This window comes from Psychrobacillus sp. MER TA 171, assembly GCF_023713305.1.
Classification (GTDB): Bacteria; Bacillota; Bacilli; order Bacillales_A; family Planococcaceae; genus Psychrobacillus.
Window position 1 is genome coordinate 261594 of record NZ_JAMAWN010000003.1, and the last position, 25499, is coordinate 287092.

Genomic DNA, 25499 nt, shown 5'->3' on the forward strand with positions numbered 1-25499 from the left:
TTCTGAGTTTGACTCTATTTTTTATATAGAACTGTAAATTGGAAGTTCCGTTAGAACGAGTAGTAAAGAAATTTAGTATATTGAGATGCAGTTTTATCCTTTATGGGCTTTAAGTTTAGATCACTAAAATATTCGAAAACCTTCTTGCAATTATTCGTATCTTGGCATTTTGTATTGATTTCTTCACCCTCATGAGAATTTCTAGTTATATAAAAGTCTACCACATCGGTTTCAGATGAATATTCTTTTATAGGATTATATGAAATATTATAATATATGAAATTATTGTAAACAAAAAATGGGCTAGGAGATCTCCTCCAAGCTCATTTTAATTTGATTTCTTCTTTGCTAAATTACCTGTTAGTTTAAGTGGAAATTACCATTCTTTTAAATACCCAATATACCTCTACCGTGACCATTTTCTAATCTCTGCACCAGTAACTTCATACAATTTTCGGCATCTTCCCTATCGTCAAATACAGTTTGTAACACTGTTTCTTCTAGGTCTTCTCCGTGGAATGATACAACGTAATAACCTAAACCATTTACTTTTTTGTAGTCGTTTTTTAGGAGAAATTCTATACCTTCCTTTTCGGATTTTAAAAGGTGATATGCTGGTACATCATCTAACAAAGTACTCTTTATCTCCTCTACCGGTCTAATCATATTCAATTCACTCTCGTTGATGATGGTCGAGAATTCTTCAAATTTTTCAATTACTTCATTGGATAAGTGATGACAGTATTCATCAACCTCAAGAGGGAGAGGATATAGTCCTTTGTTCTTTTGTTCTTGGAAATATTCAGAGAATCCTTTATCTAATGCTTTGGCAAATTTCTCAAAGTCAAATTTATAATTGTGAAAAATAGGCTTACGACTATCTTCGCTAGAAGTAAGACGTTCAACACATAGGTTTTTCTCCTCCACCGTTAAATAATATTCCGCTGGAATACCGTAACCGTTTATGTTATCTTTGTTCACTTTCCCAGTCCAAAGTTCTAAAAGAATATGAAAGAAATGAGGAACTGAAACGAATGGAATCATAAATTTGAATTCGAGTTCTTGACCATCTCCATTAAATTTAATTATAGCGTCTCTGTATTTATTTATATCATAAATACATGTATATTGATTTTCCACAAAAAACACCCCTTTAGTTATCTAGTTGACCTGACCTGCTTCGTTCGTTTAAGTGTAACATCTCACACACTACATTGCTTCAAAAAAAAGAACCTCTAGTCTTTAATAACAGGTTCGGAACTAGGGGAGAAAACATCAAATCAAGTACCAATTCGGGACGCCATTCGCATATGAATTGGTGTCACTGTTTTCGTTGTTATATCAATTTTATGACACATAATATGGATAATTTGGTATAGTTACTAGCATATCAATTCATAACACCACCTAAATTTACGTGGCATTGCGTATTACAATCCTAATTGCAGTGTTAAGACATATGTTAATTTGTTGAATAATAGTTGTTATGAAAATAGTTTTCAAAATAGTTAAATTAACCAAAAGAAAGAAAGTTTATATGGTAAAGTAGATTACAGTTAAAGTAATCATTCAACAAGCGGAGCCTTTTGTGAAACAGACTGGAGGGATTAATATAAAAAAAAGTATATGGATTGCGATAAGTGTAATTTTAATCCTTGTCATAGCAACTCCTTTTGTCGTTATTTACTTGTTAAACAACGGAAATCCTTATACAAAATATATGGCAAATAAAAATGTGCCAGTTTATTTGGAGGAACAGGGGTACAAAGAAAGCGACATAGAGGAATTGCATTTTGTGGAACCTAAACACGTCATAAATAAAGATTTTTATCATGGTCATTACATGGTTGTTTTTAGAGACGAACCAGACGTGATGTATTATTATGGATTAACTAAAAAAGACAAGCAGGTTAAGCAATTTTGTGAAAAGGATAAATTGTTACCCAATGGTGTTATAGATATTTTTGAAGGCGAGACAAAACATAGTGAAGAAAAATGTGTTAACTCTCTAGAAAATCAAAATTAAGCAATCGACGTGATTGTTAAGTAAGGTTTAGTGAAATCACAATAATAAAATACGACAAGTAAAAACGCACAGATTATTACTGTGCGTTTTTTAATACCGTTTATACTGTTATTTAGGATACGAAATGTGTACCGATTAGGGTGATAATTGAGGTGCTTTTAGCATTTTCTCCCCATCAACCGAACCCGTTAAGTCTTTAACTAAGCCTTTTTAAAATATATCTACATGAAGAGTACGCTCTGACTTCAAAACGCCTAAAAATTCCAATAATAAAAATATACCTTTCTAAAAATTTTTATAGTCCTTTTTTATTTGTTGATTTCACCATAGTACTTTTAGTTCCATTTGAGCAAATATCAACATTTATCTATAACAGCCTAAAGGGATTTAAACTACTAAAAACGAATAAATAAATTATTGATATTTAGGAGATGATTAAAATGGAGATAGTCATTAAAGAACTACCGGTATACGAGGTAGCCTTTGTTAGACGAACTGGAAGTTATTTTGAACCGCAAGAACACTGGGGTAATTTAATGCACTGGGCATATGAAAATGGTTTTTTCCACCCCATCAGTCATTTATAGGAATATCCTTAGATGATCCCAACATTGTTGAAAGTAATAAATGTCGACACGATGCTTGTGTTACAATTCCTGAAGGCTTTGATAAAACGAAACATAAAAATATGCAATTCAAAAAGCTAGATGGTGGACAATATGCTTTGTATGAATATTATGATAGTCCTGAAAAATTGAATTCAGCTTATAAATATATGTTTGAACATTGGCTTCCAATTAGTAATTATGATGTTGATCATGCTAGATATAATCTGGAGTTTAACATGAATAATCCCGTTGAAGATCCAGAAGGGAAATTAAAATTAGACTTATTTGTTCCCATAAAAAACGAAAAGCTTAACTGGATTAGGGGAAATCTGATAGGAAAATGTGAATTGAGTTCCATTAAAGAAAAACACTTACACCATATAACAAAGAAATATTTTAAAGAGGCGGTTATGATTTAGTGATCATAACCGCCTTCTTTATAAACAATACAAAGATTGACTATTCTTCTTAGCTTTTCACGACATGCTGAAGCATTTTACGCAGTAAACGTAACGTTTCATCTGAGAACCTCTCCATAGAGGAAGCGGTCGCTGTTTTCTTACCGAAGATGAGCTGGAACAGGTTAATTTGTTCGTCTGTTGGCTCCTCATCATTAAGAAATAAATGAAGTATAGAAATCTGCTTTCGTTCGACTTCCAATACTGCTTCAGCAGTATCCATAATACCATTTTGGGCATAGCCAAAAGCTGAGGGTTCTCCGTCTGAGAAGACTAATAGAAATTTATGTGTTTCTGGTCTAGTTTCTAAACGTTTGCCTATCCAACGGATTGCAAAACCATCACGGTTATCCTCATGTGCTTCCATGGCCAAAATATTTTGACCACTATCCTTTTGTCCATCTTCTAATCGATGAATCCATTCAAATGTATTAGGTTGGCTAGTTTCAGTTGCCTCATAGGCATCTTCATAATGAAGTACGATTTCATGAGCAATGTTTAATTCTCTTAGTACATCGTGGAATAATAAAACAGCCTTTTGTGTCTCCGGCATTTTATCCTGCATGGATGCAGACCCATCTACCAGTAAACCAAATACGGCATTGAGTCTTGTACTCGGAGCATCTTTTTTGTAGAACGGCTTAGGTCTTTCCTCTGTCCATATAGACGTCATTCGAGTAGAAAGTCGACCTTTTGATAAATTGGTCCGCTTATCTACCTTTTTTTGTTCCATGCGTTTTTTCATTTCATGGACAAAGGCCCTAACAAAGGGAGCTTGCTCCTGCCGGATTGTCTGAAGTTCTGATTTCGTATGCGGATGGAGCATGCTTTCAATTCTCTTTTCTTCGTATATCACATTTAAATGTTCATATCCAAAGCTCTTACCTGCCTTCTTGGTACTTCCCATTTTATCCTCTACTTGATCTGACGAAAGATTTTCCTTCGTATTCCCAGCCGATTGTCCCCTACCCGTTTCCGTAATGTCATGACCCTCTCGGCCTTCTTCAGCGTTGACGTTTTGTTCCGCTTTCCCATCTGTTCCATGTTCCAGCTCATACTGTAGATGTACTCCTCTTTCCTGTTCATTTTCTCTGTGCCAGGATCTAAATACTTCCTCGATCGTGTCTTTACTTTCATCCTCACCTTTTAAAGAATCCTTCATGCCTTGATGATAATGGAAGTCTTTACTCATTAAAGTATTAGGAGAGAGAATCGCATAAAATTGTAAAATAGAATCAGTCGAAATATATTCTGTTAAAAAATTTACAAGCTGATACGCTAAATCAATAGAGTCATTTGTAGATATATGATCGTATACTCTTTGAATCATGCTGTTAGTTTGAATAAACGCCTCAGGACCTTTTGCATTAATTGTACCTTCATATAAACTAATATAAAGGTAACTAATATAAGCATCTGCTAAAAACCCTTTTTGAAGATTAACATTTAACTGTTGCTTATGAAAGGCAAGATATGTTTCCACTCTTGCAATAAAGATTTTCCTTGTACCAATACGTCTTTTTTGTATATATTCCATAAGGCGAAATTCCTCAAGACAAAACACTAGTTGATCCATTAATTTAGACAGATTGTTATCTCTATCTTTTAAGTAGTCTAGCCAAGCGCCGATGCTGAAGTATTTCCAGAACCCTTCGGTTAAGAGATAGATGTCTGAAAGTCTCCCTTTATGCATCACCTCTTCACTTCGATGTCTCCAAAACACACTAATGGATATTGTTTGCTCCTCCGGCTGAAATTCTATTAGTTTTCGTTCATTAATAGTAATTCCCAAGTCTTTGGTCATTGCACGAGCAATTGTCTCGTAATGCATCAGTTGTCTAGCATCAATCGTTTCGTTGTTAAATTGTATAAAGCGATTTACTGAAGACATTATACCGCCTCACTTAATCCAAGAGGAAGCAAGCTCTAATACGAGTCTCTTCTCTTGCTCATCATCTAGCTTTTCAGCGATCGCATATTCAATTGCTCTCAAAGGATCCATATATTGTGCTAAGTCCATTGCATATTGGAGGCTCCGAATAGAAGCAGCATCCTCCGCTAAAAGACCTTGCTGCACTTGTGCCATTAAATCCTCTGCTAGGTTAAGCATTAGCGTATGAAGATCTTTAGGAGCATTTGGGAATAAATTATTAAACAATTTTTCAAGTAATTCTCCAGTGATATATGGAATTGAAAAAGATACAAAACGATTTTTTAATGCTTCATTCATAGGAGTAGTTCCAATATATCCTTCATTAATTGCTGCGATTACAGAAAAATCAGGATGTGCCTTAATAACCTCTCCCGTATATGGATTAGTCAACATACGACGGTAATCTAATACACTATGTAAAATTGGCAAGGTTTCAGGCTTAGCCATGTTTATTTCATCTATATAAAGAATATGTCCTTTTTTCATCGACTCAATTACAGGACCATCTACAAATTCAATCACATTTGTCCCTTCCTTAATGACAATTGTTTTAAAACCAAGCAATGCCTCTGCGTCTAGGTCTACAGAACAATTGATACTTTGTACTGGCTGTGAAAAGAAATGGGACACTGTTTCAGCTAGCTTAGTCTTCCCTGCTCCCGTTGGCCCCTTTAATAAAACAGGTTTTTTTAAGGAAACCGCTATTAGCACGTCTTCATATAAATGGTCGATAGGCGAAACATATCCTCCCGTGCCAATCAAATCTGTATCTTTATCGCTGTGCACTCTACTAGTTCTTAACTCTTTTTCTTTTTGTATTAACTCAATCACGCTATTGTCCTCCTTAACAAAAAAAACTGATGAAGGCTCATCAGTTTTTTATTGAAAATATTCCTTGTAGTATCCGCCGACCTTACCGGTATTATCAATGACGAATAAAAATTCTTCTGTTTCATTTTTTACTTCGTATGTCTTTCCAACAGTCAATACATTGCTAACTAAGAATTTTTTAGCGTCTGTATGAATACATGTTACTGTCTTAGTAGTTGGCTTTAAAGCCCAATTAGTATGTATCATTTCAACCACTTCCTTTATCTATAGTATACGATTGAATTCATGAAAATTCAATCATGTTACTGCTGTATTTAGGTGTCACTTGCTCTGGTTTAGGTGACAGTTCACTGCCTTTAGGTTCGCTTACTAATGATTTAGGAATCAATGGTCAACGTTTAGGTGCGCTTTTACTCTTTAGGTGACATTCGCACTCTTTTAGGTGTTACTCCTACACCATTTAGGTGCGCTTCACACTTGGTTAGGTGTCAATGGTCAACGTTTAGGTGCACTCCTACTCTTTAGGTGACATTCGCACTCTTTTAGGTGACACTTCCCCCTCTTTTATGTGCGATTCCTTCTGTTTTAGGTGTCAATGGTCAGCGTTTAGGTGCACTCTTCTTCAGGTGACATTCGCTCCCTTTTATAAAAAGATCCTAGTACAAAAAAAACACCGGAAAATCTACATAACGTAGAATTTTCGGTGCCTTGAATATTTAAGGCTGGGTATCCAGCCTTAAATAAAATATTAAGAATTTAACATTAAGTCTTCTGGGCTTTCAAGAAGTTCTTTTACTGTTTTTAAGAATCCAACTGAATCTTTTCCATCGATAACACGGTGATCATAAGAAAGAGCCACATACATCATTGGACGGATTTCAACTTCATTTCCAACAGCGATTGGACGTTTTTGGATTGTGTGCATTCCAAGAATACCAACTTGTGTACCATTTAAAATTGGTGTTGATAATAGTGAACCGAATACTCCACCGTTTGTGATAGTGAAAGAACCACCAGCCATGTCTGAAAGAGCTAACTTGTTATCGCGAGCTTTTTTAGCAAGACCAGCAATATCTCCTTCGATTTCTGCAAAGTTTTTACGGTCTGCATCACGTACGATTGGCACTACAAGTCCGCCTTCTGTAGATACAGCGATACCAATATCATAGAAATTATTTTTTACAATATAATCTCCATCAATTTGAGAATTTACGTAAGGATATTTTTTCAATGCTGCAACGACAGCTTTAGTAAAGAATGACATGAATCCTAAACGTACATCGTTATCATCAAAGAATTTATCTTTTTTACGAGAACGTAATGCCATTACATTCGTCATATCAATTTCATTAAATGTTGTTAACATTGCTGTGCTTTGTCTAACTTCTAACAGACGAGAAGCGATAGTTTGACGACGACGTGACATTTTCTCGCGAGTTGTGCGTCCATCATCTTCTTTTACTGGAGCTGCAGATTTTGAAGCTTCAGCTTTAGGTGCTGCAGGTTTAGAACCGTGAGCAGATACATCTTGAACTCGAACGCGTCCCATTGGATCTACTGGAGAAATCTCGCTTAAATTAATACCTTTTTCACGAGCTAACTTACGAGCAGCTGGGCTAGCAATTGTGCGGTCTTGTTCTTTAGAAGCGTCTTCATTAGCTTTAGCTACCTCTTCAGCTTTATTGCCACTTACTGCAGGTGCTTTTTCTTCTTTCGGTTCTTCCTTAGTTTCAGCTTTAGCTGCTGGTGCGCCTGAACCTGCACCTACGATAGCAATTACTTCGCCTACTTGTACAGTATCGCCTTCAGCAAATAGTAATTCGCTAACAACTCCAGCTTCTTCTGAAATTACCTCTACATTTACTTTATCTGTTTCTAACTCAACGATAAACTCGCCTTTTTCCACTGTATCACCTGGTTGTTTTAACCATTGTGCAATGGTACCTTCTGTAATTGATTCTGCTAATTCGGGAACTATAATTTCTGCCACTTGATTTTCCTCCTCTATTGCTTTTCTTACAAGCTTTTCAATGCTTCTTCAATAATTCTTGCTTGCTCTACTTTATAAGTATCGATATCACCTTCAGCAGGACTTGATCGATGTACTCGCCCTACGTACTTAATATCTTTTCCTTTTGCAATATCCAGTAAATATGGAAGTGCAAAATTCCATGAGCCCATATTTTCTGTTTCTTCTTGAGCCCAAACAATTTGTTTAAGGTTTGGATAACGATCTACAATCGTTTGAATTTTCTCTTCTGGGAATGGATATAGCTGCTCTACGCGAACGATATGCATGAAGTCATATCCTTCTCCATTCTTCACTTTGTCTGCTAAGTCAATTGCTAGTTTACCACTTGCAAAGACTACTTTTTCAACCTTGTCAGGTTGTTGACCTAAGCCAGGCTGTTCAATAATAGTCTCAAACTTACCTTCAGTCAAATCTGCTACCTCTGCACCCACTAAAGGATGACGAAGTAATGATTTAGGAGAAACGATTATTAATGGTCGAATTGCGTCTTCTTTTAGCATTTTAGCTTGTCTTCTAAGAATATGGAAATAGTTTGCTGCACTTGATAGATTCGCAACTGTCCAGTTATTTTCTGCAGCAAGCTGTAAATAACGCTCTAGACGTGCACTTGAGTGCTCTGAGCCTTGACCTTCTGAACCATGCGGTAATAGCATCACAAGTCCAGATTTCAATCCCCATTTAGATCGAGCCGAACTGATAAAATTGTCAAACATAACTTGCGCCATATTTGCGAAGTCCCCGTATTGGGCTTCCCAAATAGTTAATGAATTAGCATCTTCCAAGTTATAACCGAACTCATAGCCCAACACTGCTGTTTCTGTTAATGGACTGTTGTGAACGGTAAAGGAAGCTTTTGCATCACTAATATAGTGAATTGGTGTAAGTTCTGCACCTGTATTTTCATCATGTAACACTAAGTGTCTATGTGAGAATGTACCACGTTGTGCATCTTGGCCAGTTAAGCGAACAGAGTTCCCTTCCTGAATAATCGTTGCTAGGGCAAGTGTTTCTGCATGACCCCAGTCGATTTTACCTTTCCCTTTAAATGGCTCTTCTCTACGTTTTAAAATTTTCTCTAATTTTTTGAACGCTTTGAAATCAGATGGCCAGCTTAATAATTCTTCATTGATTTTCTTCAGTCTGCCTTCCTCAACTCCAGTAGGTAGCTCAGGCATTCCCTGTAATACAGCATCAGGAATAATTATCTCATGTGCAGTTGTCTGTGGAAGCTCTTTCACGCGATCGTATGCTTCTTGCATTCCACTGAAGATAGTTTCATCCAGTTTTTTCACTTCGGCTTCTTGGATAACGTTTTCATTTACTAACTTTTGTCCGTAAATATTACGTACAGTCGGGTGTTTATGAATAATATGATACATTTGTGGATTAGTCACTAGTGGCTCATCCATTTCATTGTGGCCATATCTACGATAACCAAGTAAGTCAATAACAATGTCCTTACCAAATTTGTTACGGTATTCGTGAGCAAGTTTTGCTACGCCGATAACAGCCTCTGGATCATCTGCATTTACATGAATAACAGGAACTTCGTATCCTTTAGCTGGGTCAGAAGAATAGAAAGTAGAACGTGAATCGTAATGCTCCGTTGTAAATCCGATCATATTATTTGCGATGATATGGATTGAACCTCCAGTTTGGAAGCCTCTTACTCTACTATAGTTTAACACTTCTGTGACAATACCTTGACCAGGGAAAGCCGCATCTCCATGAACTAAAATTGCATAAGCAGCATTTTTATCTTGAACTGGCAAACCTGCTTGATCCGTTGTTTCTTGAGCAGCACGAGTTTGCCCTGTTACTACAGGACTTACTACTTCTAAGTGAGAAGGGTTATATGCTAATTTAATCGTTAATCCAGATGGAGAATGGTAAGCAGCACCTTTATGGTATTTTACATCACCATACCATCCCTCAGAAAGCTCTAAAGAGCCGTCTTTTGGTTGAAAAGCTTCAGAAGGTACGTGTGCAAACTCTGCGAACATCATCTCATAAGGCTTGTTTAAAACGTGTGTTAGTACATTTAAACGTCCACGGTGGGCCATACCAATGTTTACTTGTTTTGTTTTAGTGATATTAGATTGTCTAACAAGCTCGTCTATTAAAACCACTAAAGAATCTAAACCTTCAATAGAGAAGCGTTTTGCTCCCACAAACGTACGGTGAATAAATTTCTCAAAACCTTCAATTTGAGTTAAACGTTTCAATAATTCCTTTTTTGTATCAGCAGATAAGTTTTCTAATACAACACCTTTTTCAATCTTGCCCTGTAACCATTTTCTCTCTTCTACATTCACAATATGAGAAATCTCAAAAGCTATTTTATTCGTATAAACAGATTTTAAGTACTCAATTGCCTCTAAACCGTTGGTAACTGTGTTTGGTGCATCAGCTAATAAAAAAGCTACAGGAACTTCTTTTAAATCAGCAGGAGTTAGACCGTAAGTCTTAAAATTGATTCGAGAATCATTTTTCTCTCTGTCATTTAAAGGATAGATATCTGCAGATAAGTGCCCGTGAGCTCGTATAGCATCAGCCAACTCGATTGCACGAATCACTTTATCGAAGTTGTTGGATTCCACAGTTGGTAAAGCAGCTCCTGTACCATTTGTAGTTGTATCCAGAACTGGTGCCCCATACTCTTCAAATAAGCTAACTAGTTCTTGATCCACTTCTTCTGGTGATTGAAGGTATAAATCATACTGCTCCATCACATAACCAAGATTGGGTCCTGAGAAAATGGACCAAGGTGTTTGATTGTTCGACATTTAAAAAAACCTCCAACATATTGTGCCACAATAGGCATTAATGAATTTGCATAAAAATAAGTGCAAAAGCCTGAAAATGAAAGATGTACATTTTTATTCTTTAAATCTTCACATTAATAGTTTACCACTCTTTTCATGAGACTTAAAGAATTCAAGAATCCAAGTATAAGAACAATTTTTCCATATCCATCTTACTACTCTCACTAAAAAATACAATCCTTTTTGGTAAATTAAATTAATCTTTTCTAAATTTTTTTATACATTTGAAATGAATGATTATTCACTTGTAAATTTAGGGAAATATATGGAAAATTTTGTTCCGTTTTGATTACTTTCTACGTTAATACTACCTTTATATGCAACAACTAGTCGTTGCACAATGCTAAGGCCCAATCCTGAGCCTCCTTTATTCTTTGAACGTGCCTCGTCTGCTGTATAGAAACGATCGAAGATTTTAGAAAGGGATTCTTTTTTAATACCAATCCCATTATCTGAAACAGTAATTACTACTTTGAAAGTGTCTTCCCAAGCTTCTATAATTATTTTCGGATCGTTTTCATTATATTTTATTGCATTTTCCATAAGGTTTCTAAGAATTTGCTCCAATGTCGTTGAGGGGATATTAACTGATATATTTTCATTTCCACGGTAAACAATTGATGAAGTTGGAGATAGTACCTCCAGTTGTTGTTCCAATTCCTTGACTACATTTAATAGACGGGTATTTGTATTCTCAAATGTTTGTTCATTTTTTGCAAGCTTTAACATTTCTTCTATTAAAACTTTCATTTTTTGAACTTCTGCTAAGGAAATGTCCAGGGATTCGTCCAGAACATCTCGTTGTTCCTTGCCCCATCTATTCAGCAGAGCCAGATGTCCTTCCACAACTTGAATAGGTGTTCGAAGTTCATGGGATACATTATGAATAAACTCGTCTTGTCTGGTGATTGTTTCATTTACCTCGTCCATTAATTCCTTATAGATTTTCATCAGCTCACCGATTTCATCTTTTGACAAACGTTCAAAATTAACTTCCTTAGAAAACCTTGTCCGTTTTGCCTCCTGCATTTCATCACGTAATTCCTTAATTGGACGTAACATGAATGCAGACAACGAATACCCTATAAATGCAGATAGTAATAGCGCTATGAGAGAAAATAACGTTATAGCCAACAATATATAGCGCATTAGTTCTTCAAAATTAGAAAGGCTGTGGGAAATTTCTATATATCCCTTAAATAATCCGAAGTCAATTTCAGCAGATTTATGAAAAATAGTCTGTCCTTCTACTTTGTCTTTTTCGAATTCTTTTATTGAAGTGGGTTCGAATGCTGAAAATGGGCTCGCATCATTAATGCGGAGAAGCTCGATTCCATCTGCATTTAAAACCCTTATAGACTGCTCTTGGTTAACAAGCTGGTTAATAAGTGTGCGATTTCTTTGAATGTCTTGAACGCTAATCACAGGACCCTGTGACTCAAAGAAGCTTACAACTTCGTTTAATGTGTTATGGGCCACTCTCTTTTCAGACATAAGCATCCAGTTGTATAGTGAAAAATATAAAATGGCACTCATCATTAAAAAACTTAAAAAAATAGACAGAGCAGAAGCATATGTCCATTTTTTTTGTAAAGTCCAGTTCTTCATGAACGAATCACGTATCCCACTCCTCTAACTGTTTCTATTAAAGCTGCAATTTCCTTCGGCAATTTCTTTCTAAGGTGCCTAATATAAACATCCACTACATTTGTCTCTACTTCTGATTCATAACCCCATACAATTTCTAAAATCTGATCCCGAGTTAATACGATGTTAAGGTTTTGCATAAAACATACAAGAAGGTCATACTCTGTTTTCGTTAAAATAATCTCCTGCCCAAAATACGTAACCCTATATGCTTTTTGATCGACCTGTAAGCCACGTATCGATAAAACAGATTCCTGATTTAATGTGGTATGCCCCACCCTTCTTAATACAGCACGAATTCTAGCCAAAAGCTCTTCTATAGCGAATGGCTTGACCACATAGTCATCTGCTCCAGCCTCTAATCCTGAAACACGATCTATAACTGCATCTCTCGCAGTTATTAAAATAATAGGAATATCTTTAACTTTTCTAAACCTGCGACATATTTCTAAACCGTTTAAATTAGGTAGCATAACATCTACTAATAACAAATCGTAATGGTTTTCTAAAGCTAATTCATATCCCTCTCTTCCATCAAAAGATACGGTTACCTCAAAATTTTCATGTTTCAGCTCAAGTTCCACAAACTTCGCTATATTAATTTCATCTTCTATTAATAAAATATGATGTTTCACTTTCACACTTCCTTTAAAAATACCGTTCACTCTATATGAACGGTAGTAAAATTATATGAATTGTTTTTTCTCATCGATTTCAAATTCTGAAAAGAGAATTTAGGTCATAATTATTATAATAAGCTTTGTTAAAATTATTGGTCTATTTTGACTAACAATCTTTTTATAGTGACTGTAAACATTCTAAAAGGGACATTCAAATGACTATTAAGGTCATAAATAGATTATTAGATTTAGATTGGGTATAGTTTTTGAGCTTTGTTTATGCTTGTAAATTTATTAGCGCTTTATCGATGCTATAGCTGTTCCCATTTATTGATTGGAGTGCCAGACGGCGACTCCTACGGGATGAGTGAGACAGATAAGACATCACAACCACGCGCGTAAGCGATGGGTGATGGCTTATCGCTCACCCCGAGGAAAGCGTCCGGCTGGTGCGAACAATCAATTCTACTCTCTGATCTAAGATTTCTTTGCATTATAAATCAACCCCACGCTTTAACATAGCCTTATAATAAAATAAAGTGTATCCGCGTACTTAGCAGAGAAGCTTTTTGAGAGTGAACGATAGGTCTACCCTCTATTAACTTTTATACTATTTGTATAGAAAATCATCAGTTGAAAAGCATTCGTTTAAAACGATAAAGTACAATTACATGAATTAAAACTTCCTGTAGAAAATCCAAACAAATAAATAGAAAAATATAGGAAGATTTGATATATTCATTTATAATAGCTGTACTAGTAAATCATTTTCTATGTATCTTTTGTTTATGTAAATTAATCATATGTATTAATTGTGAAACATACAAGTATTAACAATATTTTTTTTTAAAAATGTATAATTTAACTCTATGCAAAATGAAAAACTTAAAGTATATTATTCTATGCAAATAATTTTATAAGGCAAAGTATTTCTTTGCCGAGGGAAGGCAAATGGTGCGCCACCGGTTCTTGAGCTGGTTCTAGTAGGTTCGATTCCTACCCCGAAATTTTTTATGCAATTCAAATGAAAAATTTCAGGGGAACTAGAATGACTCTGCTCATTTTCAGTTCTGGAGGAGGCGTTTTTTTGTGTTGAAAAAAAGAGACTTACATGAGTGTACCGCTCTATTTGAGCTTATGTCAGATCCAACTATTATGCCATTCGTTCGTCATAAAGCTAGCTCAGCAGACGAATACTGGTTTTTAACCAAACAAATGATTGAGGAAGAATTAGCTGGAACGACTATTTCTCGAACAATCATCAGTGACTATGGACAACCAATAGGAACCATAAATCTATTTGATATTGAACACGGTGCTGGATTTTTAGGAACATGGATCGGCACACAATTCCAAGGTCAAGGTTATAATAAGAAAGCGAAGGAACAATTTTTAGAAGAATTGTTCTTTGAGCAGAATATACAAACAGTATTTTTACGTATTAGAAAAAATAATATTAAGAGCATCCGTGCAACTGAAAAGCTTGGCTATGCTTTAAAAGCAAATGATTCCCACCAAGTAATATACGAAGAGATTAATAAGGGTAATAACCATTTCGATTTATATTATATACCTAAGGACCTCTTCCTAATGAAAACACTTCAGCAGAATTCGGAAGAAGAACAAGCTATGTAACAGAAGAAACTCCCGTCAACTTTATGACGGGAGTTTCATTAGTTTTTATATGTTAGTAGTAGTTCCGTAAATTGCTCAGGTGTTTTGGAAGAACTCGCCAGACACTGTGCATCAATTATTTTTTCTTTGTTTAATGCTAAAGCTGAAAGAGAATTCATAAATGTCTCAGCGGTGAGACCCTCTTCTTCAAGGACAATAGCATAGCCTAATTTTTCAAAGAAGTTTGCATTTAATACTTGGTCTCCCCTGCTGGCGTTCTTGGATAAAGGTATTAATAACATAGGTTTTTTTAACTCTAAAAATTCAAATATGGAGTTAGAGCCAGCTCTGCTTATTACATAGTTTGTGATTTTCAACAAATGAGGTAATTCATCCGTTACGTATTCAAAGGCTTTATAATTTGGTTTATCTATCAATGAAGGATCTAGGTTTCCTTTACCACAAAGATGAATAATCTGAAATCGCTTGGTTAAAGTGTCTATATTATCTTTAATCGCAGCATTAATACTTTTAGAGCCCTGGCTCCCACCCATAACTATAATTGTTTCTTTAAAAGGACTAAAGCCTGTCAGCTCTCTTGCAATTTTTTCATCTCCTTGAAACAGATCAGGGCGAATGATTGCTCCTATAGCGGAAGACTTATCCCTTGGAATATACTTTAATGTCTCTTCAAAAACCGTAAATATATGCTCTGCAAATGGTGTTGCAATTTTGTTTGCTAAACCAGGTGTGATGTCGGACTCATGTATTACGACTGGAATATTAGAAAGCTTTGCCGCCACTACAACTGGCACAGAAACAAATCCTCCTTTGGAAAATACAAGCGAAGGCTTTATTTTTCTTAAGGTTCTCATAGCTTGCATTGTTCCGTATAGGACTTTAAAAGGATCTGAGAAATTTTTAATAGAGAAGTACCTTCTTAACTTACCATTAGAAATAGTGTGATAAGGTAAAGTGGGAAAGCTTTTTTCAATAATTGATTTTTCAATTCCATCAGCAGAACCAATATAATGGACTTCATATCCGTTTCTTAATAATTCTGGGATAATGGCTTCATTTAAAGATACATGACCAGCTGTTCCCCCGCCTGTCAGTACTATTTTGTTATTGTTCATGATAATCTCCTAACTATTTATCTAAAGGATGTATGCCCATATGGTAGAAACAAAAAACTTACAAGAAAAAACCAAGATAATGATTCAAATGGTACTACCAATTTTAATCACTCAGGTCGCACTCTATTTAATGACTTTCTTTGATATCTTGATGACAAGTAAATACAATATCAATCATCTAGCAGGCGTTTCTATAGGTTCTTCATTATGGGTGCCAGTATATACCGGGTTGACTGGTATTCTACTAGGCATTACGCCAATTGTAGCACAATTAATCGGTGCAAAAAAGCAAGAAGATGTGAGAACCTTTGTTCAACAAGGTTTATATATTGCTATTCTATTAGCTATTTTAGTTTTTATAGGGATTATTTTGTTTCTGGACCCTATCCTTCAAGCAATTCCTCTTGAAACTAGTGTACGCATAATAGCGGAAAAATATTTATGGATGATGTGCATCGGACTACTTCCTTTATTCCTATACAGTGTCCTACGATCGTTTATAGATGCATTAGGCAAGACCCGCATCTCCATGTTCATCACATTACTGTCTGCACCAATTAATATTGCACTAAATTATGTGCTGATTTACGGTAAATTTGGATTGCCAGCTTTAGGTGGTGTTGGGGCTGGATTAGCCTCAGCAATAACTTATTGGCTCATTTTAATTATTACTATTTTCATCATAAAATACAATAAACCTTTTGCTGATCTACAAATATTCCAAGAATGGACGAAACCGTCGTTGGCCAAGTTAAAAACATTAACAGTGATCGGTTTACCAATAGGACTATCTATTTTTGCAGAGACTACTATTTTTTCTGCAGTCACGATTATGATGAGTGTATTTTCCACAGCAGTAATTTCAGCTCACCAAATAGCTATGAATTTTACTTCGTTGTTATATATGATTCCCTTAAGTATTGCAATGGGAGCTACTATTTTAGTAGGTCAAGAAGTAGGGGCTAAGCGCTATCAGGATGCAAAATCCTACAGTTGGCTAGGAGTCGGGACAGCTGTGTCCTTTAGCTTTGTGTCAGCTACTATTTTACTTGTTTGGCGAGAACCTATAGCAGCCATTTACACAAACGATGTAGAGGTCATTAACTTAACCGTTCAATTTTTCTTTTTTGCTGCCCTCTTCCAATTATCTGATGCCATTCAAGCACCAGTTCAAGGAGCATTAAGGGGCTATAAGGATGTTACAATTACGTTTATCATGGCGATTATATCTTATTGGATAATAGGTTTACCTATTGGCTACATACTAGGTACTTACACAGCATACGGCCCATTTGGCTACTGGATAGGCTTAATTGCCGGCTTAACGGTCGGTGCACTTACCCTGGGAACACGTTTAGTATACTTACAGCGCAAGTTTGCTAAGCTTTATTAAATGATATTTGACAAATTTTAAACCTATGGATAGCTAAACAGTTATATTTTAGATATTGATGTAATCCAAAACCAACTACAAGAAAAAAGTGAAATCCATTTTTCCGATTTCACTTTTTTTCTTCAATATTAAAAAATATGTCAATCTGGTAATTAATCGTTAGTGCCCATGGAAAGCAATTACCGTAACGGTTATCAACTATAGATAAAATGAAAGCCTCGAAATATTTTACCAGGGTAAAATGTTCGAGGCTTTTGTTTTGAGAAGAGCTGTCTTAGCCTCTTTTAATTATTTGCTAATAAATTGTTGTGTCCAGTAATAGCCACTATCAGATAATCCTACTCCAATATGTGTATAGCTACCGTTCATGATATTCGCTCTGTGACCAGCTGAATTCATCCAGCCTTGTACCACTTCTTGAGCTGATCGTTGTCCCATTGCAATATTTTCTGCAGCTGACTTGTAGCTAATCCCTAAAGATTTCATTTGATCAAAAGGTGAGCCATATGTAGGACTTGTATGTGAAAAATAATTATTATCTTTCATGTCCTGAGATTTAAGCTGTGCTGACTTAGTCAATGCAGAGTCGATTTGTAGAGGTGATAAGCCTCCCTTTGCACGCTCGGCATTAGTTAGATCTACCACCTGTTGGATAACAGAAGATACTTGAGCTTGATTGGAATTACTGTTTGTTTCCGTTTTTTTAGTAGCTTGCTGAGTAGTTGGAGAAGTTGTAGCTACCTCTTTTTTTGGTTGAGCCGCTGGCACTATTGATTCTTTTTTTACTGGAGCCTTCGCAGTTGTAGCTTCTTTTTTAGCAGCATTTGGTTTAGTTACTTCTACTTTTGCTGCAGTTTGTGTTTTTTCAACGACTGGTTTTTCTTTTATTTGATTGTTGGGTTTAGTAACCTCTTTTGTTTCTTTTTGTACCTTTTGGGTATTTTGTGCCACGTCATTTTTCTTTGCAGCCTCTGTTTTAATAGTATTTGCTAGGTTAGCAACGATTAACTCTTTATTTATATTAAACTTTTGAAGCATTTTGTTTATTTCTGTCTCACTTAAAGACAATTTTTGAGAGTTAATCTTTAGAGACTTCCATTCGATGGATGTTTTTGCCTCAGAAGTAGTTTTTGAATTGCCAGCTGTTTCTGCTGATGCTGTTGTAGCAGTAAGTAATAATCCTCCTGCTAGCATACCTGCTAAAATCTTTTTGTTCATTTTCATTTCCTCCTTCTTTTGTGCTCTCTCATTTTATACACAAAATCAAAAGAAAAAATTATATAATATCTTCCATCTCGTCCATTCGAGTATTAAAAGATGGACGGGAGAAAGGATTCCGTTCCTTTGGTATGGTAGGATAAACCAATACATAAAAATATTAGTTTTCTAAAGCTCTTGACAATTTCATATATTCCTCGTCAATCACTCCCAGAATTTTTTCCTGCTGTGTTATGGATAGTTTACTATTTTTCACACGTGAGGCAATCATTTGATATTTTTTTTCACAGCTCTGTCTCACCCTGGGGTGTGTATATTCATCCAACAGCTCCGATTTAATGACATTACGTACTTCTTCCTCGGTAATATCATTCGTTGCGCGATTTTTATATAGCAATTTAAAAGCATCAATCATTAACCGAATCCCCTATAATCTCAAGCTTATTTATTTGCTCTCCGATAATTACAAGTTGGGGCTCCATTTTCATGTATTCAGGGAGCCATTGGATCATTCCATAAGCATATTGAAATAAATAAGGATATTTGTGTCCCTTTAGTGGAACATAACCCTTCATCCGATAGACGGAGTCAGGAAGACCTCTAACCCAATCCTCGAAGGCTTCTTGATCTATTGGTCCGTTAAAAGTATGAAGCCTTGAAGACAAGGAAAGCTGTTTGCCTATTGCCGCTTCTTTAACTTCTTTTTCATGAAAGGTAGCTTCCAAGTTAGCAAGTGCTTTTATAGAAATTTTACTGTTGGAGGCTTGAATAATTGGTGCATCACCATTAATACCTTGGAGTTCCATAGAGACAGTCGCAATCTCGTCATCAGTTAGTAAATCTACTTTATTGGCAACTATTAAATGTGCATGTTTGATTTGCTCAAGGAAGAGCATCCGTGTTCGGGGTGACAGCTTGTCTCGTTCTAACCATCTTTTGCAGTCGGCAACAGTAATAATACCTTTTATATTTAACTGATTTGCAAATATCGGTGAGAACACAGAATCTAATGCTTCAACAGGGTGTGCAGCTCCAGTCGTCTCTATTAATAACACATCAAAATCTTCCCCAGCCAACAACATTTGAAGCTGTGCTTCCATCTTCTCAGATCCTGTACAGCATATGCATCCTTCTAGCATTTCTTTAAGAGGGATGCCTTCCTCTACTGCCCTACTATCAAAAGCCAATTTACCTAACTCATTCATAATTACTGCTGGTTTAATACCTTCATTTTTGAATTGTGAGATTAAATTGGTTAACAAGGATGTTTTCCCGCTACCTAAAAATCCACTCAATAAATATACATCTTTCAACATCCACACCTCTTCCTATGTATTTCCTATAGAAATTCATCGTCGACTCGGCAACGTCAAAACTTCTTCTCTTGAATAAAGAGCTGACCATTGCAGGTCAGCTCTTTTAAGAAATAGATTATGCTATTACTTATTTTTTAATTAAATCCTTTGCTATCTCTTCTGCCTTTAATAATTGAGGATCTTCGTTTAGTAATTTTTCACGAAGCTTATTCATCAATGTATTAGCAGAATCACCGGTAAGCTCACCTGTAGCATCCAGTTTGTTGTCAGCTTGGAATTTTTTCACCGCAGAAACCATAGTCTCGTCAAAGCTAGTATTAATAGTACCTGGATCGTATCCAACTGCTTTTAACATTTCCTTAGCATTTTTAACAGCATCTGATGTCATACCTGTCTTTAAAACTTCAGAAGTATTTAAAGGAGATAACATCGCATAAGAAGGATATTGTACTTCGTAATCTGGTGCAATACCTTTATCATGTATCCAGTTACCTTTTGGCGTTAACCATTTTGCTGTTGTTATTTTAATATTAGAGCCATCAGGTAAATTGTTAAGAGACTGTACAGTTCCTTTACCAAACGAATTTACACCAACAATAGGCATATTTGCTGATTCGCTTAATGCTCCTGCAAGTATCTCAGATGCAGATGCACTCCCTTCGTCGATCAACACTGTAACAGGAAGATCAACTCGGAGACCAGGTGATGCAACAATCGCCTCTTTTACAAGTTTGTTTTTCTCATCTTTTGTTTCAATTTGTACAATATTCTTGCCTTCTTCAACAAAAAGGTTTGAAATATCAACTGCCGAATCTAGCAGGCCACCTGGATTTTGTCTTACATCCAGAACTAATGACTCCATGCCTTCTTTTTTCAGATCATCGATCGCAGTAACTAACTCATCATACGTATCGTCAGAAAAGCTAGAAATCATAATATGACCTACTTTGTCACTTAACATCTCAGGATAAACTGTTTCTATAGGGATATCATCTCGAACTATTGTCGTTTCAATTAATGCACCTTCACCACGTTGAATCGTTAATGTAACTTCAGTGCCTTTTTTACCGCGAATTAATAAAACAGCTTCCGAAACACTGTAGCCTTTAATGTCTTTCCCATCTACTTTTAAAACCTTATCATTAGGTAACAACCCAGACTTTTCGGCTGGAGAATTTTTAATAGGAGAAATAACCGTAATGATACCATCTTGCTCCTGTATCTCCGCTCCAATTCCTTGGAAGCTCGAATGAACACTGTCTTCAAACATAGATGCCTCTTCTGTATCCATGTATTCAGAATAAGGATCTTCCAGTGCATCGACCATGCCATTGATGGCACCATTAATCACTGTATCCTCATCAATATCCTTATAGTAATCTTTTTTTAATTTGTCATAAGCCATATATAACTTAGTGAATTCTTTTCGTTCACCTACATATTGCACCTGTGATTCTTGCCCTTTTATTTCACTAGCTTCATCCTCTTTTCCAAACATAAATAGAAGTGATGTAACGCCAGCCGTGATTATCATGAGACCAAAAATCATTAACCAAAGCATCAAAGGTTTAATCTTTACATATTTAGAAGATTCAGGCGATGATTGTTCCTGTTCTTCGTTTGTTCGTTGCTCTTGTTCGTCCAAAATCTTCACCCTTTTCACACAATTCGTTTTTCAAAAAATAGACTGCCAAAAATGACAGTCTGTTTTTTTAAAATTACATCCTTATTTTAATGCTGCTTCTAATGCCACTACGATCATGTCATTGAATGTTGTTTGTCTTTCTTCTGAAGAAGTAACTTCTCCAGTAATAATGTGATCACTAACAGTCAATACGGCTAGAGCTTGTCTTCCGTATTTAGCAGCTAGTGTATATAATGCAGCAGCTTCCATTTCAACTGCAAGTACACCGTAGCTTGCCCATTTTTCATTTTGAGCATTTTCATTATAGAATAAATCAGCTGTAAATACATTACCTACACGTAGGTTTAGTCCTGCTTCTTTACCTGCATTATATGCATTGTATAATAAATTGAAATCAGCAGTAGGAGCAAAGCTAATATCATCTAAAAGTACTTTATTCATAGAAGAATCAGAAGATGCTGATTGAGCAAGAATTACGTCACGTACTTTTACATCTTTTTGGATAGCTCCACAAGTTCCAACACGGATTAATTTTTGTACATCATATTCAGCCATTAATTCAGTTGTATATATAGAAATGGATGGTACTCCCATTCCTGTTCCTTGTACAGAAACTCTTTTCCCTTTATATGTACCTGTGTAACCAAACATATTACGCACTTCATTATATTGCACAACATCCTCTAAGAAAGTTTCAGCAATATATTTTGCACGAAGTGGATCTCCTGGTAGTAAAATCGTGTCAGCTATTTCACCTTTTTTTGCATTAATATGAATACTCATTAATATAACCTCATTTCTAAAACTTATCGTGTTTATGATACCTTTTTTTACTATAAAATGCAATGTAGAAGCCTAGAGGGTATTGTCTTCGTATAACTCCCATATTTCATCAAAAACTATTGCTGGCATCTCTGGATGCGCGAGCTCCTCAATATACTCGGAAAGTGGCTGAAAAGATGTTTCTGCTTTTGGAAAATCATGCTGTAAAAACATTTGTTCCGCAAATAGAGCTTTGGCATCGGTCTTTTGACCTCCCCGGAATTTTAATGCAAATAAATAAAACGATTGATTCATATTATTTTTCCTCCTTTAGTCCTGAAGTAGTATATTAATTTAAAATTTTGTAGATAATTCAGTCTAAAACAATTAAACTAAAAATTATGATGATAAAACATTAGAAAGGAATGGCTCAATTGAAATATGGATTTAAATCGAAAAGAAACAAAATACCTAGTACGCCCAAAGTACCTAAACCAAAGAAACAGCGCAAATCCCTTAGTAGTCGTTCATTTTCCCTTTTTAAAAGGAATGCAAACAAAAGCTTTCAAAATACCAATTTGTTAAATTCCATACGTGGCAGAGTACTCATCATTTTTTCCGTCCTTATTATAATTCTATTTTCCATGCTTGTCCTTACTTCGGCCAACATGCAATCATCTCAGAAGGAACTAGAAAACTTTATAAACGTGGACATAAAAGAGCAGTTAATGGTCAATCAAATATCTGCTGATATTGCTAAACTTTCAAATGCAGAGCAAAGCTATATCATTACAGGTAAATCAAATTATATGTCAAGTTATAGAAGTTATAAAGATGCAATCGTTACTCGCTTTAAAGAATTGCAGACTATTTTTAAAAATCGTCCTGATGAGCTCAAAAAAGTAACGGCGATTAATGAGCATTTTAATACATACCTTCAATATTCTGAACGTGCATTAAGCCTAAGAGACCAAAAAGGATTTGAGGCTGCTCAAAAGCTTGTAAATGCAGGAAGTGGACGCGCAGCCATGAGCCATGTAGATGTCCAAATCGAAGCGATGAACGAAGTGTTAGCTAAAAAGAACGCTAAGCAAATTGCACTCTTAAAGAGCGAAAATCAAAACGCTTTGAACATATTTATAGGCTTAACGATTTTCTCTGTATTATTAACATTAGTATTTGGAATTGTACTATTTAATTCTATTAAAAGAAGCACTTACTCTATTAACCGTTCGATTTTAGAAATCGCTCAAGCTGGCGGTGATTTAACAAGAAGAGTAAAGGTGAGAAGTAAAGACGAATTTGCTGAAATTGCTTCCAATACAAATGTTTTAATCGCTTCTATTGCTGATTTAGTTAGACGTGTAAGCCATTTAACCGAAAATGTATCAGCTAGCGGTCAGGAATTGATGGCTTCTTCTGACGACACTGCTATTACAATTCAGTCAATAGCGGATTCTACTAACGAAATAGCATCTGGTAGTGAGCAGACTATGAAAAGCATGACCTTAGCTATTCAAAAAATGAATTCATTAGAAGAAGCAACGAGATATTTGAATGAGGATGCACAAGCTGTAAAAGTAGCGACTGATCACATGACTGCTGCTGCCAAACAAGGAGCATTGTCTGTTCAACATTCTTCAAATGTTATGTTAAATATTGAAGAAACGATGGCTAATACCTCTCAGACTGTTCAATCTTTAGGAACTAAATCGTATGAGATAACTTCTATTATTAAAACCATCACTGCAATTGCAGAGCAAACTAACCTACTGGCTCTAAATGCGGCAATTGAGGCTGCACGTGCCGGAGAACATGGAAGAGGTTTTGCAGTAGTAGCAGATGAAGTAAGGAAGCTTGCAGAGCAATCTCAAAAAGCAGCAAAAGAGGTAACAGGAATTGTAACCTCCATTCAAACGGAGGTAACCTCTATTGTTAAACAAAATCACGAAGGGGTCGAAAATGTTATAAAAGGCGTTGAAGTAGCCAATGAAACAAGCACTTCCCTTGAACAAATTATGAAACAAACAGACGAAACGATTAGTATTATTAATAAAATGGTAAATCAGATAGAAAAAACACTGGAATTTAGCCAGGAAGTAGCTGCTTCCTTTATAGAAGTGACTCATATAGCAGAGAACACTGCGTCAAACACTGAAAACTCTGCTGCCGCCGCTGAACAAGGTAGTGCTGCCATGCAAGAAATCAATGCTTCCGCTGTTGAATTATCACACCAAGCGGACGAGCTTAGAAAAGTAGTAAACGAATTCAAGTTATAATTTGTAAGTAATATAATCATTTTGCTAGCACTGAAAAATACAGTGCTAGCTTTTTTTATGTAAAAAACTATAAATCACTTTGTGAGGCTCTACACTTTGTTTAAGGACCCCCCCCTACAAGGTATGGGTCCATTAGCCCAATAATTATGCGTATCTCCGCAATCCCCCCCCTTTCTTATTACACTCTCTACCCTTTACAATTACATAAAAAGCATGGATATGGCTGTCGTGAACATTTCCAGGTGTGACAATGTTTGCAAGCACAAAACCCTTCTCGTCTGTTGCAGCATGAAAAGAATAGGCGAACTGCTTTGTCCGTTCATCTTTTACGTAGTAACCACTTTCAGGATCTGTTGTCGATTCCTTAATCTCCTTGTACTCTTCCTTTTCAAACTTTTCAGGTGGGAATGGTTTCTTCCCATGCTTTTCCCGGTCGAGGTTGAGCTCCTCCTGGAGCCTCTTTTCATAAGCCCGTGTCTCTTTACGAACAACCTTCTTCTCAAACTTTCTCTTATTCGCACTAGCTTTCACATGGGTCGAATCAATAAAGACATGATCCGGGCTCAGGAGCCCACGATCTGCGACCTCCTTTAATACTCTGTAGAAAATCTGCTCGAATAGATCTGTGTCTGCAAAACAACGGACATAGTTTTTCCCGAAAGTTGAAAAATGGGGAACCTCGGTATGGAAACCAAAGCCTAGAAACCATCGGTATGCCATGTTGGTTTCAATCTCTTTAATGGTTTGGCGCATGGACCGTATACCAAAGGTATATTGGATAAAAGTAATCTTGATAAGTACCACTGGGTCGATACTAGGTCTCCCTATTGTCGAATAAAGGTTTTCAACCAATGGATAGATAAAGGAAAAATCAATTGCCTCATCTAACTTACGAACAAGGTGGTCTTGTGGTACCAACTGTTCAATAGTCAAGATTTCTAATTGTTCGCGTTCATTGGTTTAATTTTTCGTCATCATATCCATCACCTCATTCATTTTTTAGAAGGCCCCGTTGATTGGAGCGAAGAACGGCGACTCCCTCTTAAAATGTAGTCGTACCAATGGTTTCATTACGTATTTTAAAGTGAAAAAAATTTTTTTAACTCGTCTTACTGATCTTTTGCACCCTTATTAAACCACTTATTAAAAATATTGG

19 protein-coding genes and 2 pseudogenes are annotated in these 25499 nt (G+C 35.9%); 5 read left to right on the forward strand and 16 right to left on the reverse strand.

Translation table 11 applies throughout. From position 1 onward, the window contains the following. Nucleotides 1-387 precede the first annotated feature (387 nt). On the reverse strand, nucleotides 388-1140 hold the full coding sequence (locus tag M3627_RS05085; RefSeq protein ID WP_251553188.1) for a hypothetical protein: 753 nt from the start codon (nucleotides 1138-1140) through the stop codon (nucleotides 388-390). A 448-nt stretch (nucleotides 1141-1588) separates the two neighbouring features. On the opposite strand from M3627_RS05085, the gene M3627_RS05090 reads away from it, so the two are divergent. Together M3627_RS05090 and M3627_RS05095 are read left to right on the forward strand one after the other, a co-directional pair. After that, nucleotides 1589-2026 carry a DUF3139 domain-containing protein gene (locus M3627_RS05090; RefSeq protein WP_251553189.1) on the forward strand — a complete coding sequence of 146 codons (438 nt, stop codon included), beginning with the start codon at nucleotides 1589-1591 and terminating at the stop codon, nucleotides 2024-2026. Nucleotides 2027-2466: 440 nt separating this feature from the next. Next, a pseudogene (locus tag M3627_RS05095) lies at nucleotides 2467-3053 on the forward strand (AraC family transcriptional regulator). A 49-nt stretch (nucleotides 3054-3102) separates the two neighbouring features. Here the strand turns inward: M3627_RS05095 and M3627_RS05100 are convergent. The 7 genes from M3627_RS05100 to M3627_RS05130 all read right to left on the reverse strand — a co-directional run bounded on the left by M3627_RS05100 (nucleotide 3103) and on the right by M3627_RS05130 (nucleotide 12995). Then, a complete protein-coding gene (locus M3627_RS05100; RefSeq protein ID WP_251553190.1) occupies nucleotides 3103-4983 on the reverse strand; it encodes a vWA domain-containing protein in 1881 nt (626 codons plus the stop codon). 9 nt (nucleotides 4984-4992) lie between these two features. Beyond that, on the reverse strand, nucleotides 4993-5853 hold the full coding sequence (locus tag M3627_RS05105; RefSeq protein ID WP_483315277.1) for an AAA family ATPase: 861 nt from the start codon (nucleotides 5851-5853) through the stop codon (nucleotides 4993-4995). 51 nt (nucleotides 5854-5904) lie between these two features. Continuing rightward, nucleotides 5905-6102: a DUF6501 family protein gene (locus tag M3627_RS05110; RefSeq protein ID WP_169360102.1), complete on the reverse strand. Its 198-nt coding sequence runs from the start codon at nucleotides 6100-6102 to the stop codon at nucleotides 5905-5907. A gap of 502 nt (nucleotides 6103-6604) precedes the next feature. Further along, nucleotides 6605-7846, reverse strand: a complete 1242-nt coding sequence (odhB, locus tag M3627_RS05115; protein ID WP_169360103.1) for a 2-oxoglutarate dehydrogenase complex dihydrolipoyllysine-residue succinyltransferase — start codon at nucleotides 7844-7846, stop codon at nucleotides 6605-6607. Nucleotides 7847-7872: 26 nt separating this feature from the next. Then, a complete protein-coding gene (locus M3627_RS05120; protein WP_169360104.1) occupies nucleotides 7873-10674 on the reverse strand; it encodes a 2-oxoglutarate dehydrogenase E1 component in 2802 nt (933 codons plus the stop codon). A 276-nt stretch (nucleotides 10675-10950) separates the two neighbouring features. After that, the gene (locus M3627_RS05125; RefSeq protein ID WP_251553191.1) at nucleotides 10951-12321 is read right to left on the reverse strand and encodes a HAMP domain-containing sensor histidine kinase; all 1371 of its coding nucleotides are present in this window, start codon (nucleotides 12319-12321) and stop codon (nucleotides 10951-10953) included. Beyond that, nucleotides 12318-12995 (reverse strand): winged helix-turn-helix domain-containing protein, encoded by a 678-nt coding sequence (locus M3627_RS05130; RefSeq protein ID WP_169360106.1) that lies wholly within the window; start codon nucleotides 12993-12995, stop codon nucleotides 12318-12320. The genes M3627_RS05125 and M3627_RS05130 overlap by 4 nt, the downstream gene beginning before the upstream one ends. A gap of 1074 nt (nucleotides 12996-14069) precedes the next feature. Between M3627_RS05130 and M3627_RS05135 the strand changes: the two genes are divergently transcribed. Continuing rightward, entirely contained in the window at nucleotides 14070-14615 is a 546-nt protein-coding gene (locus M3627_RS05135) for a GNAT family N-acetyltransferase (protein ID WP_251553192.1), read from the forward strand. 38 nt (nucleotides 14616-14653) lie between these two features. Here M3627_RS05135 and M3627_RS05140 read toward each other — a convergent pair whose 3' ends face one another. Beyond that, nucleotides 14654-15730 carry an undecaprenyldiphospho-muramoylpentapeptide beta-N-acetylglucosaminyltransferase gene (locus M3627_RS05140; RefSeq protein ID WP_251553193.1) on the reverse strand — a complete coding sequence of 359 codons (1077 nt, stop codon included), beginning with the start codon at nucleotides 15728-15730 and terminating at the stop codon, nucleotides 14654-14656. Nucleotides 15731-15770: 40 nt separating this feature from the next. Here M3627_RS05140 and M3627_RS05145 point away from each other — a divergent pair, with 40 nt between their 5' ends. Next, nucleotides 15771-17123 (forward strand): MATE family efflux transporter, encoded by a 1353-nt coding sequence (locus tag M3627_RS05145; RefSeq protein WP_169360109.1) that lies wholly within the window; start codon nucleotides 15771-15773, stop codon nucleotides 17121-17123. Between the two features lie 288 nt (nucleotides 17124-17411). Here the strand turns inward: M3627_RS05145 and M3627_RS05150 are convergent, their stop codons facing one another. The 6 genes from M3627_RS05150 to M3627_RS05175 form a co-directional block, all read right to left on the reverse strand. Then, nucleotides 17412-18341, reverse strand: coding sequence for a CAP domain-containing protein (locus M3627_RS05150; RefSeq protein ID WP_251553194.1), 930 nt, complete (start codon nucleotides 18339-18341; stop codon nucleotides 17412-17414). 160 nt (nucleotides 18342-18501) lie between these two features. Continuing rightward, complete coding sequence (locus tag M3627_RS05155) at nucleotides 18502-18756, reverse strand: hypothetical protein (RefSeq protein ID WP_169360110.1); 255 nt, start codon at nucleotides 18754-18756, stop codon at nucleotides 18502-18504. Next, a complete protein-coding gene (locus M3627_RS05160; protein ID WP_251553212.1) occupies nucleotides 18749-19654 on the reverse strand; it encodes a CobW family GTP-binding protein in 906 nt (301 codons plus the stop codon). The genes M3627_RS05155 and M3627_RS05160 overlap by 8 nt, the downstream gene beginning before the upstream one ends. A gap of 130 nt (nucleotides 19655-19784) precedes the next feature. After that, a complete protein-coding gene (locus tag M3627_RS05165) occupies nucleotides 19785-21302 on the reverse strand; it encodes a S41 family peptidase (RefSeq protein ID WP_169360111.1) in 1518 nt (505 codons plus the stop codon). An 81-nt stretch (nucleotides 21303-21383) separates the two neighbouring features. Continuing rightward, a complete protein-coding gene (deoD, locus tag M3627_RS05170; RefSeq protein WP_169360112.1) occupies nucleotides 21384-22085 on the reverse strand; it encodes a purine-nucleoside phosphorylase in 702 nt (233 codons plus the stop codon). A 72-nt stretch (nucleotides 22086-22157) separates the two neighbouring features. Further along, nucleotides 22158-22379 carry a YozE family protein gene (locus M3627_RS05175; protein ID WP_169360113.1) on the reverse strand — a complete coding sequence of 74 codons (222 nt, stop codon included), beginning with the start codon at nucleotides 22377-22379 and terminating at the stop codon, nucleotides 22158-22160. A gap of 110 nt (nucleotides 22380-22489) precedes the next feature. Here M3627_RS05175 and M3627_RS05180 point away from each other — a divergent pair, with 110 nt between their 5' ends. Then, on the forward strand, nucleotides 22490-24343 hold the full coding sequence (locus M3627_RS05180; protein ID WP_285841638.1) for a methyl-accepting chemotaxis protein: 1854 nt from the start codon (nucleotides 22490-22492) through the stop codon (nucleotides 24341-24343). Between the two features lie 216 nt (nucleotides 24344-24559). Here the strand turns inward: M3627_RS05180 and M3627_RS05185 are convergent. Beyond that, a pseudogene (locus tag M3627_RS05185) lies at nucleotides 24560-25279 on the reverse strand (transposase); the annotation flags it as partial. Nucleotides 25280-25499: the final 220 nt, after the last annotated feature.

What these genes read in the sequence shown, in the direction of transcription:
- M3627_RS05150 (WP_251553194.1), bottom strand. Translation starts at nt 18,341, where the DNA reads ATGAACAAAAAGATTTTAGCAGGTATGCTAGCAGGAGGATTATTACTT.
- M3627_RS05125 (WP_251553191.1), bottom strand. Translation starts at nt 12,321, where the DNA reads ATGAAGAACTGGACTTTACAAAAAAAATGGACATATGCTTCTGCTCTG.
- M3627_RS05180 (WP_285841638.1), top strand. Translation starts at nt 22,490, where the DNA reads ATGGCTCAATTGAAATATGGATTTAAATCGAAAAGAAACAAAATACCT.
- deoD (WP_169360112.1), bottom strand. Translation starts at nt 22,085, where the DNA reads ATGAGTATTCATATTAATGCAAAAAAAGGTGAAATAGCTGACACGATT.
- M3627_RS05145 (WP_169360109.1), top strand. Translation starts at nt 15,771, where the DNA reads ATGGTAGAAACAAAAAACTTACAAGAAAAAACCAAGATAATGATTCAA.
- M3627_RS05155 (WP_169360110.1), bottom strand. Translation starts at nt 18,756, where the DNA reads ATGATTGATGCTTTTAAATTGCTATATAAAAATCGCGCAACGAATGAT.
- M3627_RS05175 (WP_169360113.1), bottom strand. Translation starts at nt 22,379, where the DNA reads ATGAATCAATCGTTTTATTTATTTGCATTAAAATTCCGGGGAGGTCAA.
- M3627_RS05120 (WP_169360104.1), bottom strand. Translation starts at nt 10,674, where the DNA reads ATGTCGAACAATCAAACACCTTGGTCCATTTTCTCAGGACCCAATCTT.
- M3627_RS05100 (WP_251553190.1), bottom strand. Translation starts at nt 4,983, where the DNA reads ATGTCTTCAGTAAATCGCTTTATACAATTTAACAACGAAACGATTGAT.
- M3627_RS05140 (WP_251553193.1), bottom strand. Translation starts at nt 15,730, where the DNA reads ATGAACAATAACAAAATAGTACTGACAGGCGGGGGAACAGCTGGTCAT.
- M3627_RS05110 (WP_169360102.1), bottom strand. Translation starts at nt 6,102, where the DNA reads ATGATACATACTAATTGGGCTTTAAAGCCAACTACTAAGACAGTAACA.